This window comes from Paenibacillus albiflavus (assembly GCF_004344915.1).
Classification (GTDB): Bacteria; Bacillota; Bacilli; order Paenibacillales; family NBRC-103111; genus Paenibacillus_AM; species Paenibacillus_AM albiflavus.
In genome coordinates this window covers 51,068-66,096 of sequence record NZ_SKFG01000002.1, presented here as the reverse complement: position 1 = coordinate 66,096, position 15,029 = coordinate 51,068, and the positions used below count along the sequence as shown (strand labels likewise).

Annotated in this window: 14 protein-coding genes; all 14 read right to left on the bottom strand. The window is 45.3% G+C overall.

All coding sequences use genetic code 11. The features are described from left to right. Positions 1 to 8: 8 nt before the first annotated feature. Positions 9 to 1,376, bottom strand: a complete 1,368-nt coding sequence (gene ffh, locus E0485_RS03425; RefSeq protein ID WP_132416575.1) for a signal recognition particle protein — start codon at positions 1,374 to 1,376, stop codon at positions 9 to 11. 17 nt (positions 1,377 to 1,393) lie between these two features. Further along, the gene (locus E0485_RS03420; protein ID WP_407944827.1) at positions 1,394 to 1,753 is read right to left on the bottom strand and encodes a putative DNA-binding protein; all 360 of its coding nucleotides are present in this window, start codon (positions 1,751 to 1,753) and stop codon (positions 1,394 to 1,396) included. A 120-nt stretch (positions 1,754 to 1,873) separates the two neighbouring features. Further along, positions 1,874 to 2,860, bottom strand: a complete 987-nt coding sequence (gene ftsY, locus E0485_RS03415) for a signal recognition particle-docking protein FtsY (RefSeq protein WP_132416573.1) — start codon at positions 2,858 to 2,860, stop codon at positions 1,874 to 1,876. 69 nt (positions 2,861 to 2,929) lie between these two features. Then, a complete protein-coding gene (gene smc / locus E0485_RS03410) occupies positions 2,930 to 6,505 on the bottom strand; it encodes a chromosome segregation protein SMC (protein WP_132416572.1) in 3,576 nt (1,191 codons plus the stop codon). A gap of 375 nt (positions 6,506 to 6,880) precedes the next feature. Beyond that, positions 6,881 to 7,594 (bottom strand): ribonuclease III, encoded by a 714-nt coding sequence (rnc, locus tag E0485_RS03405; protein ID WP_132416571.1) that lies wholly within the window; start codon positions 7,592 to 7,594, stop codon positions 6,881 to 6,883. A gap of 139 nt (positions 7,595 to 7,733) precedes the next feature. Continuing rightward, positions 7,734 to 8,972 (bottom strand): beta-ketoacyl-ACP synthase II, encoded by a 1,239-nt coding sequence (gene fabF, locus E0485_RS03400; RefSeq protein WP_132416869.1) that lies wholly within the window; start codon positions 8,970 to 8,972, stop codon positions 7,734 to 7,736. A gap of 176 nt (positions 8,973 to 9,148) precedes the next feature. Continuing rightward, positions 9,149 to 9,382 (bottom strand): acyl carrier protein, encoded by a 234-nt coding sequence (locus tag E0485_RS03395; RefSeq protein ID WP_132416570.1) that lies wholly within the window; start codon positions 9,380 to 9,382, stop codon positions 9,149 to 9,151. A 64-nt stretch (positions 9,383 to 9,446) separates the two neighbouring features. Then, a complete protein-coding gene (gene fabG / locus E0485_RS03390; protein ID WP_132416569.1) occupies positions 9,447 to 10,187 on the bottom strand; it encodes a 3-oxoacyl-[acyl-carrier-protein] reductase in 741 nt (246 codons plus the stop codon). A gap of 39 nt (positions 10,188 to 10,226) precedes the next feature. Continuing rightward, positions 10,227 to 11,165, bottom strand: a complete 939-nt coding sequence (fabD, locus tag E0485_RS03385; RefSeq protein WP_132416568.1) for an ACP S-malonyltransferase — start codon at positions 11,163 to 11,165, stop codon at positions 10,227 to 10,229. A gap of 64 nt (positions 11,166 to 11,229) precedes the next feature. After that, a complete protein-coding gene (locus E0485_RS03380) occupies positions 11,230 to 12,216 on the bottom strand; it encodes a beta-ketoacyl-ACP synthase III (protein ID WP_132416567.1) in 987 nt (328 codons plus the stop codon). Then, positions 12,216 to 13,211 carry a phosphate acyltransferase PlsX gene (plsX, locus tag E0485_RS03375; protein WP_132416566.1) on the bottom strand — a complete coding sequence of 332 codons (996 nt, stop codon included), beginning with the start codon at positions 13,209 to 13,211 and terminating at the stop codon, positions 12,216 to 12,218. The genes E0485_RS03380 and plsX overlap by 1 nt, the downstream gene beginning before the upstream one ends. A 37-nt stretch (positions 13,212 to 13,248) precedes the next feature. Beyond that, entirely contained in the window at positions 13,249 to 13,482 is a 234-nt protein-coding gene (gene moaD / locus E0485_RS03370; protein WP_132416565.1) for a molybdopterin converting factor subunit 1, read from the bottom strand. Continuing rightward, positions 13,479 to 13,982, bottom strand: a complete 504-nt coding sequence (locus E0485_RS03365; RefSeq protein WP_132416564.1) for a molybdenum cofactor biosynthesis protein MoaE — start codon at positions 13,980 to 13,982, stop codon at positions 13,479 to 13,481. Before E0485_RS03365 ends, moaD begins: the two co-directional genes overlap by 4 nt. After that, positions 13,982 to 15,007 carry a GTP 3',8-cyclase MoaA gene (gene moaA, locus E0485_RS03360; RefSeq protein ID WP_132416563.1) on the bottom strand — a complete coding sequence of 342 codons (1,026 nt, stop codon included), beginning with the start codon at positions 15,005 to 15,007 and terminating at the stop codon, positions 13,982 to 13,984. Before moaA ends, E0485_RS03365 begins: the two co-directional genes overlap by 1 nt. Positions 15,008 to 15,029: the final 22 nt, after the last annotated feature.

Here is a 15,029-nt window from a genome sequence, read left to right as displayed (position 1 = left end):
TACTATCACTAGAAAGGGAATTTGAACCCTTTGCCGAGCTTGCCTTTAAGACCTTTCATACCTTTGCCCTTAGGACCCATCATACCAGAGAATTGCTTCATCATTTTCTTCATATCTTCGAATTGCTTGATGAAACGATTAACATCTGTAAGCGAATTACCTGAGCCTGCTGCAATCCGCTTGCGTCTGCTATGGTTCAGCAGTTCTGGATGCAGCTTCTCTTCCTTCGTCATGGATTTGACGATCGACTCAACTCTAGTGAGCTGCTTATCGTCAACCTTCATGTCCTTAAGACCCTTCATCTTGTTCGCACCTGGAAGCATTTCGAACAATTGGTCAAGCGGTCCCATCTTGCGAACCTGCTCCATTTGCTCTAGGAAATCCTCGAACGTAAATTCCGCTGTGCGCATTTTACGTTCCATTTCTTTGGCTTTCTCGGCATCGATGCCTGATTGAGCTTTCTCAATCAGCGTAAGCATATCGCCCATGCCGAGAATACGTGACGCCATGCGTTCCGGATGGAACGGCTCCAAGGCGTCAAGCTTTTCACCCATCGCGGCGAATTTGATCGGGCAGCCGGTAACGGCTTTGACCGATAGGGCCGCACCGCCGCGCGTATCTCCGTCGAGCTTGGTTAGCACGACGCCGGTTAACGAGAGCTGCTGGTGGAAGTTCTCCGCGACATTGACGGCATCTTGCCCCGTCATCGAGTCGACAACTAACAGCACCTCGTCGGGTTCAATCGCTGCGTGAATATCGCGCAGCTCCTGCATCAGCGTCTCATCAATGTGGAGACGCCCTGCGGTATCTATGATCACGTAGTCGTGACCGTGATCTTCCGCATGCTTCAGTCCAGCCTTGGCAATCTCGACTGGACTTACTTGATCGCCCATTGCGAATACAGGCACCTTCAATTGCTCACCGAGCACTTGAAGCTGTTTGATCGCTGCAGGGCGATAAATATCACACGCAACAAGGAGTGGTCTGCGACCTTCCTTGGTCAATAACTTCGAAAGCTTACCTGAAGAGGTTGTTTTACCAGCACCCTGCAAACCTACCATCATAATCACAGTTGGTGGCTTGTTGGAACGCGCAAGCTTGCTGTTCGTTCCACCCATCAGAGCCGTCAATTCTTTATTTACTATATCAATAACAACCATGCCTGGCGTGAAGCTTTTCATGACTTCTTGTCCAATAGCACGTTCTTTAACTTTGGCAACAAACTCTTTAACAACTTTAAAGTTTACGTCCGCTTCGAGTAGTGCTAGGCGAACTTCGCGCAATGCTGCGGTGACATCTTCCTCCGTCAACTTGCCTTTCGTGCGCAATTTACTGAACACGCTTTGTAAACGATTCGACAATCCTTCAAATGCCATGTAGCACCACCTACTCTCTAATCGATCCGTTCAATTTCATGCAAGAGAATACCCGCTTGTACCTGTAAGCCCTGTTTTTCTTCACAATTCGATTGATTCAGAAGTTCTTCAAGTTGACGCAATAGCTGCTGTCTACGCTCATGCTTCGTAAGTAGACCCAGCTTCGCTTCGTAATCACCTAACGAAAGCTCTGCCCGCTTGATATGCTCATAAACCGCTTGACGCGAGACGCCGTAGTTCTCTGCAATCTCTCCCAAGGAATAATCATCGTGAAAATAATGACTCAGGAACGTGCGTTGCTTGTCCGTGAGCAGAGGTTCGTAAAAATCAAACAATAAATTAATTCGATTCGTCTTAGCGAGTGCTTCGTCTTTCATCAATCGTCCGCCTCCGCATCTTACCTCTGTCAAGGTGATATCCTTTACACTAACAACGTTCTTTATATTACCTGATCAATAACCCATTGTCAAGGCTTTTACATTGACAGTTATGATGGATTATTCTTCTTTGCTTTCTGCAGCCCATTTACCGAATAAGGCATGTACGAACTGCTCGGAATCAAATGGCTGCAAATCATCCATTTTCTCGCCAAGACCTACGTATTTAACTGGAATCTCCAACTCCTGACGGATGGCAACAACGATTCCACCTTTGGCAGTTCCATCAAGCTTGGTTAGTACAAGTCCTGTTAAACCAGCTTTGTCGCCAAACATTTTAGCCTGATTCAGTGCATTCTGACCTGTTGTCGCATCAAGCACAAGCAAAGTCTCATGCGGCGCATCGGGCACTTCACGCTGGATGACGCGATAAATTTTGCCCAGCTCTTCCATCAAGTTGATTTTGTTCTGCAAACGACCTGCGGTATCACATAGCAGAACATCCGCTCCACGATTCTTGGCAGCCTGTACCGCATCGAACATCACCGCCGCTGGATCAGAGCCCGATTGCTGCTTAATGACATCAACGCCAACGCGTTGCCCCCAAGTTTCAAGCTGCTCAATCGCTGCCGCACGGAACGTATCGCCTGCTGCCAGTAGAACCTTCTTACCCTGGGACTTGAACATATGCGCCATTTTACCAATCGTTGTCGTTTTACCAACACCGTTCACCCCGACAAACAGGATAACCGTCAGCCCTGATGACGCCATGTTTAAAGTACCGTTCTGTGTGCCTGATAGCAGTTCTACAAGCTTCTCCGTTAAGATCGGTTGAAGCTGGCTCGGATCCTCAATCTTCTGTTTCTTCACTTCAGTACGAAGATCGCTGATTAGGTTCATCACTGTTGTCACGCCTACGTCCGCACCGATCAAGATCTCTTCCAGCTCTTCATAGAAATCCTCATCAATTTTTTTCGTCCGTGAAAACAAATCTTCCACTCGCTCAACGAACACGTCGCGTGTTTTCGCTAAGCCCTCTTTAAATTTGCTTGTTACTTGCTCTGCTTTGGATGAAATACTTTGCTTTAATTTTTGAAAAAAACTCATGAACTTATCCCCTATCTGACCTTGTCTAATCGATTTCTCTTGTAAAATGCTCTTGAAGCTAATCTTTCATCAAGCCAGCATGACGCTTTCTTCCTCTTCCAGACGAACCGATACGAGCTTGGATACCCCCGCTTCTTCCATTGTTACCCCGTACAGCACATCGGCTTCCTCCATCGTTCCTTTGCGGTGCGTAACAACGATAAATTGCGTCACTTGTGAGAACTCACGTAAATACTCTGCAAATCGAGATACGTTCGCTTCATCGAGCGCGGCTTCTACCTCATCCAGCACACAGAACGGTACAGGCTTCACATGCAAAATCGAGAACAATAAAGCAATCGCTGTTAGTGCACGCTCCCCCCCTGAGAGAAGACTGAGGTTTTGCAGCTTTTTACCTGGCGGCTGTGCCAAAATATCGATCCCTGTCTCTAGCAGGTTGTCTGGTTCTGATAATACCAGATCGGCGCGTCCACCACCAAATAACTTGGAAAATACGGTGCCAAAATGTGACCTAATCGCATCATAGGTCATTTTGAAACGACGGGACATTTCTTCATCCATTTCTCGGATTACCCCGTATAGGGTTGTCTTAGCCTCGATTAAATCATTTTCCTGCGAATGAAGGAATTCATAACGTTCAGATACCCGCGCATATTCCTCGATTGCTCCAACGTTCACATCGCCTAACTGATTGATCTGACGCCTTAAATCTCTAACCTCTTGTTGAATCGGTCCGATCTGTTCAGGCGCAGGATAACGTTCCTTAGCAAGCTCATAGCTGAGTTCATATTCTTCGCCAAGCTTCTTAAGAAGGTTGTCCAGCTCCACATCCAATCGATTCACGCGCACCTCAGTCGTTCGTAGATCTTCCTCGACCACCTTGAGCTGGCTTCTTTGCTCACGTGTTTCATTCTCGACCTGCTGAATCAAATCTAACAGCTTTGAACGATCAGCGCGTTTGTAATCAATCTGCTCCGTACATGTATTTCTACGTAAACGAAGATCATTGAGTTGCTCAATCTGTATCACAGACTCTTGTTCATTCGTCTCATAGCTAAGCTGTAACTGCTCCAGTCTTTCTCGGCTAGCCTTAAGCTCATACGTGATCGTCTCGATATCTTGCTCCAGACGACTGACATGAGATCGTATTCCTTGCTTTTCTTGAGAAACAGAAGCCACCTTGACTTTCAGCCCTGTAAGCTGTTCCTGAAGCTCCTCTTTCGCAGACTCCGTCGCCTTACGAGCTGTTTCTGCTTCACTTAAGACTTCACGCAACCTAGCTTCTTCTTGTTCGAGCTCTTTGAGAAGGTTGATATTATGCTCCTTCGTTTGCTCATATTCCAGCTTCTCCTGTTCGAGAGAATCGCGATCCTGCGTATCGCCAAGCAGTCCATCCTCAATAGTACGATGCTCTGTATCATGTGCATTTCGTTCAGCCAGCAGCGCTTGTTCCTCGATCCGTCTAGCTTCACCTTGTTCTCGCAGATCGACGAGCGACGCATTGACTGCCGTGATATCCGCTTTTACAATCGCTAAACGCTCTAGCAATTCTTTCAGCTGAATTTCAGTTTCCGCAATTTCTTTATCTAACTCCTCGAGTTGGCGCTGTCGACCAAGTAAATTCGCATTCTTCTTACCCTGCGAACCCCCTGTCATCGAACCGCCTGCATTCACGACATCCCCTTCTAACGTGACTACCCGAAAGCGATACTGTCCCTTTGCTGCAATGCGGTTCGCATCTTCCAATGTTTGAGCAATAATGACATTACCGAGCAAACTTCCGAAAATCGAGCTATACTCAGCATCAAAATGAATCAGATCAACTGCTATCCCGACATATCCCTGTGCAGCTTCCATCGATCTGCGTTCACCATCTGAAATCGAGCGGCTTTTGATGACATCCATCGGTAAAAAGGTAGCTCGTCCAAGCTGCTTGCTTTTTAGGAACGCAATCGCTTCACGGCCATCTTTTTCCGTCTCCACGACAACATTCTGCAGTGCAGCGCCAAGTGCGGTTTCAATCGCGACCTCCACATTCGCAGGCACTTTCACGAGTTCCGCGACCGCACCACGAATCCCTCGCAGCGATTGGCCTCGATCCTTCGCTTTCAGCACTTCTTTAACGCCATGCATGAAGCCATCATAGTCGTTCTGAAGCTCGATCATCGTATCGCGACGTGAGATCAGCACGTCTTTACGGCCTTCCCACTTCCGGACCATTAGAGAGGCTTCATGTGCCAACTGCTCTTTCTCCTTGAGGGAATGGCTTACGCTTAGGTAACGTTCTTGCACTTCTTCAATCGCTTTTCCCGCTTCTACGATTCTTTGGTTTAATTCTTCACGACGACGCTTTAGCTGCTCACGCTGTTCCGTCCATTTCAGTCTCTCGTCTTCTAATTTCGCCAATCGCTTAACGAGACTTTCAACTTGGGAATCCGCATAACGAATCTCATTACGTACACGTGCTGTTTCGTTCATCGAGTCCAGCATTTCGGCTTTGTATGATTCTTCAGCTTCAAGCGCAGCACTAGCACTTACACCAAGCAAACGAATCTCTTCAGCAGCGAGCTGCTCCTCAAGCTGTGAGAGCTGCTCACTTACTTGTGCCAGCTTGACTCTCTGTTCGCTTAACTCTGTTTCCCTACTAACCAAACGTTCTTCTTGTGAGCTAATATTCGCGGTAACCGTTATCCGATTATCCTCAATATTCTTCTTGCGTTCCTTTAGAACCTCGCCGTAACCTTCACATTTTTCCACTTCTTCACTGAGTGTGAGCAATGTCTGCTGCAGCACATTCAACTCTTCTTCAAAAGCACGCGCCTTCAATCGATGCTGTTCAAGCCCCGCATCATGTACACTTACTTCTGTTGACAAGGATAGCTGCTGGTTGCGAAGCTCAGCTAGCTTGTTGTTCTCCAATTGCCATGAGGCATGTATGCCATCGATTTGGTGAACATATAGGGTAATTTCACTACTCTTAAGAGAATCCTTTAAGCTCTTATACCGAGTAGCTTTCTTTGACTGCTCTCTAAGCGGCTCAATCTGATTGTCCAGTTCAGATACAAGGTCATGTATGCGGAGCAGATTCTGCTCGGTTTCGTTGAGCTTCTTCTCTGCTTCTTTCTTGCGGGACTTATATTTGACGATACCGGACGCCTCCTCAAATATACCCCGCCGTTCCTCTGACTTCGTACTTAGAATTTCTTCAATACGGCCTTGTCCGATAATCGAGTAAGCTTCCTTACCAATCCCCGTATCCATAAAAAGCTCCGTGATGTCCTTCAGACGACACGGTTGTTTATTGATAAAATATTCGCTATCTCCGCTACGATGAACTCTTCGCGTTACCGTTACCTCTGCAAAGTCAATCGGCAATGCCTGTGAACCATTGTCCAGTGTCAGTGACACCTCAGCAAAGCTCACAGCACGTCTGGAATCACTTCCAGAGAAAATAACATCTTCCATCTTACCGCCGCGCAGACTCTTAGCGCTCGTCTCTCCGAGCACCCACCTGATGCCGTCGGAAATATTACTTTTGCCGCTCCCATTGGGTCCGACAACAGCAGTAATGCCCTTTACAAATTCCAGCTCCGTTCGATTTGCAAACGACTTAAAGCCAGACAATTCAATTCGTTTCAAAAACATGTATTGGGTTCACCTCAAAGTTTTGGTGGTGTCATGTATATGACACTACGAGTCTAACGAACAAAACTCGCTTCGAAAGCATTAATAGCTTCTAGAAAACAAATTACTTCGGAAGCATAAATAGCTTCTTGCTCGATCAAGTTACACTTCACATTATTGTATCACATCATAACAGAATGCTGTACAAGCATTCTGTGCATTTCTAAGATGAACACTTTCTGAATTAACAGGAGTTTCGCCCGTTATTTTCGGAATTTTCTTTCATTATAAGTGATTAACGGGAATAACCCACTCCAAACATACAAAGGGGCTTGACCTGTCAGTAGAATCATCTACTCATGAGGTCAGCCCCACATTTCTTTTAAAATATACTAGTTATGACTTAGGCTTTACATCTACATTAACATTCATTTTGCTAAGAGCTTCTGCTGCTGCTCCTTGCTCGGCTTCTTTCTTAGAACGACCATGACCTTGCCCAAGAATGTTCGTATTGAGATAAACTTGTGCGATAAATTCTTTCTCATGCGCAGGTCCGCGTTCTTCGATGATTCGATATTCAAGCGAGCCCATATTATGCTGCTGAATATGCTCTTGCAAAAATGTCTTGTAGTCCACTACAAGATGTTTGCCAGCCGAAGGAATTTTGCCAAATACATATTTGCGCAGGAATGCGCTTGCTGCTGATAAACCTTGATCTAAATATAAGGCCCCGATGAACGACTCGAATACGTCGGCAAGCAGAGATGGACGACTTCTTCCACCTGTTAGTTCCTCCCCTTTGCCAAGAAAAACATAAGCTCCAAAATCGAGGGCTTCCGCAAATGCGACAAGCGATGGCTCACAAACGATTGATGCTCTAAGCTTCGTAAGTTCACCTTCTGAGCGATCAGGGAACATATCGTATAAATATTCAGACACAGTAAGTTCTAAAACTGCGTCGCCGAGGAACTCCAACCGTTCATTATCTTCATGACCTGAGATACGATGCTCGTTCACATAAGATGAATGGGTAAATGCCTGTCTAAGTAGATCCATATTTTTGAAAGTAATGCCAAGCTCTGAAAGTAATATTTTCAAACTTCGATTCATGTACCAATTCACCACCTTAAGCAACTGTCTGTGTATAAGCGTGTTCAAACCAGCAGAAACACTTCCTCGCCCTAACTTAAGGATGATTAGATTTCTGCAAGAGTATTTGAACACGCCTTATTGGTCATTGAATGTTTAATTACGCTTCGTATTTCTTCATGATAATCGTTGCATTGTGACCGCCAAAACCAAATGAGTTAGACATCGCAACGCGTACATCTGCTTTACGAGCCGTATTTGGCACATAATCCAAATCACATTCTGGATCTGGGTTATCTAGATTAATCGTAGGCGGAATAATACCATGTTCGATTGTCAATCCACAAATAACAGCTTCTACGCCACCAGCTGCACCAAGTAAATGACCTGTCATTGACTTGGTAGAACTAATCGCTACTTGATAAGCGTGTTCACCCAATGCTTTCTTCACAGCTGTAGTTTCTGAAATATCTCCAACAGGCGTTGAAGTACCATGAGCATTGATGTAATCAACTTCGCTAGGATCGATTCCTGCGTCTTTGATCGCTTTGATCATACAACGAGCTGCTCCGTTCGGGTCAGGATCTGTCATATGATGCGCATCGCCACTCATGCCATAACCAATAACCTCTGCATAAATATGTGCGCCGCGATTTAATGCATGTTCAAGTGACTCAAGAATCATGACCCCTGAACCCTCTCCCATAACAAAACCGTCACGGTCTTTATCGAATGGACGACTTGCTTTCTCAGGCTCATCATTGCGAGTTGACATCGCGCGAAGTGCATTAAACCCTGCAACACCCACAGGTGAAATGGTTGCTTCTGCACCACCGCAAATCATCACATCAGCCTCATCATGCTGAATCATCCTGTAGGATTCACCAATTGAATGCGTTCCTGTAGCACATGCAGTTACTGCTGTTGTGTTCGGACCTTTCGCTCCAGTGATCATCGATATTTGGCCTGAAGCCATATTCGCGATCATCATTGGAATGAAAAATGGAGATACGCGCTTAGGACCTTTCTCAAGAAGAATTCTATGTTGTTCTTCCCAAGTAGTTAATCCGCCGATCCCTGAGCCAACGACTACACCAACACGCTCTGGATCCGTTTGTTCTTTGACGTTAAGCTTCGCATCTTGCAGTGCCTTTAGCGATGCTACAACCCCGAATTGTACAAAGCGGTCCATCCGCCGAACTTCACGGCGATCAATCAGCTCTTCTGGATTAAAATCCTTAATAGCAGCCGCAATCTTCGTTGGATATTCACTGGTGTCAAAAGACTCGATGTTCGAGACGCCAGATTTTCCAGAAAGCAAATGACTCCAGAATGTTTCAATATCTTGTCCCAAAGCGGTGACAACGCCAATACCCGTAATAACGACTCTTTTCACTATACCACCTCTTACAATTAACGGTGTCTCAAACTGTGTGTAATACAAGAAGAAACGGTTCACCGTCTTTAAAGACGGATGCGTTCCTTAAGGTATTACTCAGAATTTATAATACAAATGTTATAAATTCTGTAATACTAAAACGAGGAGAAGTCCCGTCTTAAACGGGACTCTCAATACTAGGTATGAGATTTTATGTAAGTTACTACATCTCCTACAGTATTAATCTTCTCTGCATCTTCATCGGAAATTTCCAAATCAAACTCGTCTTCAAGTTCCATCACCAATTCTACTACATCTAGAGAATCAGCGCCTAAGTCATCTTTAAACGATGCTTCTAGGGTAACTTCTGCTTCGTCAACCCCAAGGCGATCGATAATTATACGTTTAACACGATCTAGTGCGTCGGACATCCGGTTCACCTCCTCTTTGGTATTATAATCAACTTTACAGCAAAATGCCATAGCAGGACATGGATTACATGTACATGCCACCATCAACATGGATCGTTTGACCTGTCATGTATGATGAATCTTCCGATGCTAAGAAGCGAACAACCTTCGCAACTTCCTCCGGTTTGCCTAGCTTAGCAAGCGGAATTTGACCTAGCATTTGGGCTTTGATATCTTCTGGGAGCTTGTCTGTCATATCTGTCTCGATAAAGCCAGGAGCGACAGCATTAACTGTAATATTGCGTGCCGCAAGTTCTCTTGCAGCAGCCTTCGTTAAGCCGATAACACCTGCTTTAGCAGCAACATAATTGACCTGACCTGGATTACCCAGCACACCAACTACGGAAGAAATATTAATAATTCGTCCATAACGCTGCTTCATCATCGGACGGGTGATTGCTTTAACGCAATTAAACACGCCCTTGAGATTCGTTTGGATAACCTCATCGAATTCTTCTTCTTTCATTCGCATAATTAGATTATCACGCGTAATACCCGCATTATTCACTAGTATATCAATTTTGCCGAACGATTCCAAAGACTGCTTGATCATTTCTTCTGCTTCTGCCATTACTGCGACATTCGCGCGAATCTTCATTGCCTTGCGTCCCATGCCTTCAATAGCTGCAACGACTTCATCAGCTGCGGCTTCATTGCCTGCAAAGTTTACAACGACATCAGCGCCTGCCTCAGCAAGAGATAGCGCAATCGCACGACCAATACCTCGAGAAGCACCTGTAACTAATGCAACTTGACCCTTAAGCATATTATATCACCTCCTCAAAGCAGATTGACAATTCTATGATTACTCAGCAAGCTCAAAGCTAGCTATCGCTTCGAGTGAGTTCAAGGAATAAACCTTAAGTGAACGATCTACCTTCTTAATGAGCCCTGCAAGCACGGAACCAGAACCAAGCTCGATGAAAGTGTCAACACCTTGACTAACAAGATAATTCACAGTATCCTCCCACAAAACGGGGGAATATACCTGTTCTACTAGCAAGCTTCTAATTTCAGTCGGAGCAGTTACAGGACGTGCAGTTACATTAGCGATTACTGGAACTGTCGCTTCCTGCATGGATACGGTAGCTAGCACATCAGCTAGCTTGTCCGCTGCTGAACGCATTAAAGATGAATGAAAAGGCCCGCTTACTTCAAGAGGAATTACACGCTTAGCGCCAATCTCCTTGCCGCGCGCAGCAACTTCCGCTACGCCTTCCTTTGATCCGGACACGACAATTTGACCTGGGCAGTTCACATTCGCTAGTTCAACCAGCCCTGTGCTCGCTGTTATTTCAGCACATAGTTTTGCAAGATCATTACGCTCTGCGCCAAGAACTGCTGCCATTGCACCTTGTCCACCTGAAACAGCCGCTTCCATAAACTCGCCACGAGCACGAACCGTACGAACTGCATCCTCGAATCGAATAACACCAGCAGCAACTAAAGCGCTGTATTCGCCCAAGCTGTGTCCAGCAACGTAATCAGGCTTGATTCCACGCACCTTGAAGGCTTCTAAACATGCAGCGCTCATGGTTAGCAGTGCAGGTTGTGTATGATAAGTTATTTTCAATTCTTCTTCAGGACCATTAAACATAAGATTTGTCAATGAGAAACCCAATGCTTCGTTCGCTTGATCGAATAATTGCTTAGCAGAAGATTGTTCAGGTGCTTGATACAAATCTTGCCCCATCCCTACTTTTTGTGAGCCTTGTCCTGGAAATACAAATGCAATTTTACCCATTTCTGTACATTCTCCTTCCTCGCGACACCATAATTCACCGCAAGGGTATAATAATCCTGCTAAATTACCAGATTAAAGTTGCCGCCGCCCATGTAAGACCGCCGCCAAAGCCAACTAGAACCAGTCGATCGCCTTCTTGAACACGACCTTGTTCAACTGCTTCTGCAAGCGCAACAGGAACAGATGCAGCTGACATATTGCCATAACGATCCAGATTGATCATGCATTTATCAGCAGTTAAATTAAGACGATTTAAAGAAGATTGAATAATACGGAGGTTCGCTTGATGAGGAATAAGCAAATCGATCTCATCCTTCGACATTCCTGCCTTCTCCAGCGCCTCCTCAGCAGCATTGCCCATAATGCGAACAGCAAATTTGAATACTTCGCTGCCCTCCATGTAAATATAGTGCATACGACCTTCAACGGTTTCTTGTGATGCAGGGCAACGAGAGCCCCCGCCAGCAATTTTGAGAAGCGGACCACCTGCGCCATCAGCACCTAATACAAAGGATCTGAAGCCATGTCCTTCTTTAACAGGGCCAAGTACAGCAGCACCTGCTCCATCCCCGAATAGAATACAAGTGTTCCGATCTGTGTAATCCGTAATTTTGGACAAGCTATCTGCACCGATCACAAGCACATGCTTGTAGGCACCGTTCGAAATAAAGTTCGAGGCAATATTCACACCATATAGAAATCCTGAGCAAGCAGCCGACAAGTCAAATGCTGCCGCACGAGAAGCTCCAAGCTTGTCCTGCAAAATGCATGCAGTAGATGGGAACGCCATGTCAGGCGTAACTGTGGCGACAATGATCAAATCAAGATCATCGGCAGTTAATCCTGCGTTCTTAAGCGCTTCCTGGGCAGCATAATAAGCAAGATCAGAAGTTGCTTGATCTGAAGCTGCTATCCGGCGCTCACGAATACCTGTGCGACTGACAATCCATTCATCATTCGTCTCCACCATCGTCTCAAGCTCTTGGTTTGTTAAAATACGTTCAGGCACATATTTGCCTATCCCAATGATGCCAACTGGTATTCCGTTCATTATTTATTATCACTCCCACGATTAAATTCCTTTGAGATCGATTCGATCAAATTATTCTGCAAGGCAATTCGTGCTTGACGAACACCATTCTTAATCGCTTTTGCATCAGATGATCCATGACTTTTAAGCACAAGACCATTTGTTCCTAGTAGTGGTGCGGCACCATGCTCTTTGTAATCAAATTTCTTGAATTCCGCAAGTCCTGGTTTCATGATAAGCGCAGCCATTTTCGTCATAAAGGAACGTTTAAATTGTTTCTTCAGTATCCCCATAATGGTACCTGCCGCACCTTCTAGTGTTTTCAGCAAAATATTCCCTGCAAAACCGTCGCATACGATAACATCGCATTCGGTTTGAAGAATATCTCTAGATTCGACATTGCCTAAAAAATGTACAGGTGCCTCTTCTAATAAAGGATATGCGTGTTTCGTAAGTTCATTCCCTTTGGCAGCCTCTGTTCCGACATTAAGCAAACCAATCTTCGGTTTAGCGATACCATGTACTTTATTTCGATAAATGCTTCCCATAATGGCATATTGCACTAAATGCTCAGGTGAAGCATCCATATTCGCACCTAAATCGAGCGCAAGTACACCGCGGCCATCCATCGTTGGAATCATCGGCGCTAATGCAGGGCGATCAATGCCGGGAATACGACCAACAACAAGAAGTCCTGTAGCTAGCAGCGCTCCACTATTTCCCGCGGAGATCATCGCTTGCGCTTCACCCTCACGAACGAGTTTGCCTGCAACGACCATTGATGAATCTTTCTTGCGACGAACCGCTTTAACAGGCTCATCTTCCGCCCCAATAACTTCAGATGCATGATGAATTCTCACGTTAGAAGGCAAGCTGCCAGCTAGCGCTTCAATTCTCGCTTGATCACCAACCAGAATTATTTCTGTATCAGGCCATTCTTTGGCAGCGGCAATTGCACCTTCTACTGTAGCCTCTGGTGCATGATCTCCGCCCATTGCATCGATTGCTATTCGCATCTTATTTTCGTCCTTTCTGTTTGCAAATCTAATTAGACTAACCACCACTCACAGGAGGAATTACTGCCACAACATCACCGCTTCTGACCTCACGACGATCATCTGCGTACATTTCATTCACCGCAATCATCACTCTGTCAGACTCGCCAATTTCATAAGTGGTCTTAAGATAAGCTCGAATCTGTGCAACCGTCATTAGATTCTGATCAATACTAGCTTCATATACCCCAGCTTTTTCTTTGACATGTGCAAAAAATAGCACTTTAATCATTTGCAATCCCCCTGTTCAGGCTTGCCTGTAGGATATGCAATTTGTCCGAGCTGATCCCCTATCCAGGAGCTACCATCATCCCAATGCTCTTTTTTCCAAATCGGGACAATCTGCTTAATTCGTTCAATCGCATAGCGGTTCGCTTCATAAGCATCTGCCCTGTGCGGCGTGGAAACCGCTATGACTACCGCAATATCGGAAATTTCCAACCTTCCGATACGATGATGGATTGCCGTAATTGTATTCGGCCATCTGTCAGCAATCTCTTCCCCGATTTGTCTTAGTGAGTTCTCTGCCATTGCAACATACGCTTCATATTCCAAATAATGCGTTCTTCTGCCATGTGTTAGCTCGCGGACCGTCCCTAAAAAAGTAAGAACAGCTCCATTGTTAGCATGAATCACTTGTTTCGTAATCTGTTCCATCGACAACGGTTCAGTCGTTACTCGAAATAAGTTGAAATTATTCACTTTCTGCTCCCTATCAACAATGTTCTGCATCAACCACCAATATACGACATTTCGATTTTATCCTTCAACTTGCCCTTATGCATATAGTCTGATCTAAGCTCAGAGTACCGATCATCCCGTTGATGCCAAATGGATTGAATCCGTTCCAGAATCACTTCATCCGCAGAGCCGTTTCTGACCCATTCGCGCAGATCATAGCCATGCCCTGCAAACAAGCATAAGTACATTTTGCCATCAGAAGACAGTCTTGCTCTCGTACAGTCTGAACAGAACGGTGCGTTGACGGATGAAATAAAGCCAACTTCCGTATCCGTGCCCTGATATCGATAACGCCTCGCGACTTCCCCATACTCATGCTGTTCCACAGCTTCTATCGGCATTTCATGATGGATGATGTCATGGATCGTTGAGCTAGGTACTACATGCTGCATATTCCAGCCATTCACCATACCTACATCCATAAATTCAATGAAACGAAGTGTAATACCACGTTCTCGAAACAATCGAGCTAGTGGCAGCACTTGATCATCATTTACACCTTTGCGGATCACTGCATTTACTTTAACTTTAAGCCCAGCTTGCTGAGCTATCTCTATATTATGAATGATATCAATCGCCTTAACTTTGCGATTCGTAATTCGCTCAATAATCTCATCCTCTAATGCATCAAGAGACACATTGATTCGTCTCATCCCTGCTTCGTACAAAGCGTTAGCCTGCTCGCCAAGTAAGGAACCATTAGTCGTAAGCGATAGCTCAGGTCCATTATCTAACAAAGCCAGTCGTTTGACTAGTATGGATAACTGACTTCTTAGCAGCGGCTCACCACCAGTAAGTCGAATTTTACGTACCCCACAAACAACAAACAGCTTAGCTAGTCGCTCGATCTCATCAAAGGTGAGCAATTCAGCTTCCCTCAGAAACTGATAATCGGGTCCAATTAACTCTGGCGGCATGCAATAGGAGCAGCGAAAATTACATTTATCCGTAACCGAAATTCGCAAATCACGCAGCGGACGCTTCAACTGATCAAGCAATATGCTATCCTTACTCATCTCACGCCACACTCCACTTCTG

What these genes read in the sequence shown, in the direction of transcription:
- plsX (WP_132416566.1), bottom strand. Translation starts at nt 13,211, where the DNA reads ATGCGAATAGCAATCGATGCAATGGGCGGAGATCATGCACCAGAGGCT.
- fabD (WP_132416568.1), bottom strand. Translation starts at nt 11,165, where the DNA reads ATGGGTAAAATTGCATTTGTATTTCCAGGACAAGGCTCACAAAAAGTA.
- E0485_RS03365 (WP_132416564.1), bottom strand. Translation starts at nt 13,982, where the DNA reads ATGCAGAACATTGTTGATAGGGAGCAGAAAGTGAATAATTTCAACTTA.
- E0485_RS03420 (WP_407944827.1), bottom strand. Translation starts at nt 1,753, where the DNA reads ATGAAAGACGAAGCACTCGCTAAGACGAATCGAATTAATTTATTGTTT.
- E0485_RS03380 (WP_132416567.1), bottom strand. Translation starts at nt 12,216, where the DNA reads ATGAACGGAATACCAGTTGGCATCATTGGGATAGGCAAATATGTGCCT.
- fabG (WP_132416569.1), bottom strand. Translation starts at nt 10,187, where the DNA reads ATGCTTAAGGGTCAAGTTGCATTAGTTACAGGTGCTTCTCGAGGTATT.
- moaD (WP_132416565.1), bottom strand. Translation starts at nt 13,482, where the DNA reads ATGATTAAAGTGCTATTTTTTGCACATGTCAAAGAAAAAGCTGGGGTA.
- smc (WP_132416572.1), bottom strand. Translation starts at nt 6,505, where the DNA reads ATGTTTTTGAAACGAATTGAATTGTCTGGCTTTAAGTCGTTTGCAAAT.
- rnc (WP_132416571.1), bottom strand. Translation starts at nt 7,594, where the DNA reads ATGAATCGAAGTTTGAAAATATTACTTTCAGAGCTTGGCATTACTTTC.
- ffh (WP_132416575.1), bottom strand. Translation starts at nt 1,376, where the DNA reads ATGGCATTTGAAGGATTGTCGAATCGTTTACAAAGCGTGTTCAGTAAA.
- moaA (WP_132416563.1), bottom strand. Translation starts at nt 15,007, where the DNA reads ATGAGTAAGGATAGCATATTGCTTGATCAGTTGAAGCGTCCGCTGCGT.
- ftsY (WP_132416573.1), bottom strand. Translation starts at nt 2,860, where the DNA reads ATGAGTTTTTTTCAAAAATTAAAGCAAAGTATTTCATCCAAAGCAGAG.
- E0485_RS03395 (WP_132416570.1), bottom strand. Translation starts at nt 9,382, where the DNA reads ATGTCCGACGCACTAGATCGTGTTAAACGTATAATTATCGATCGCCTT.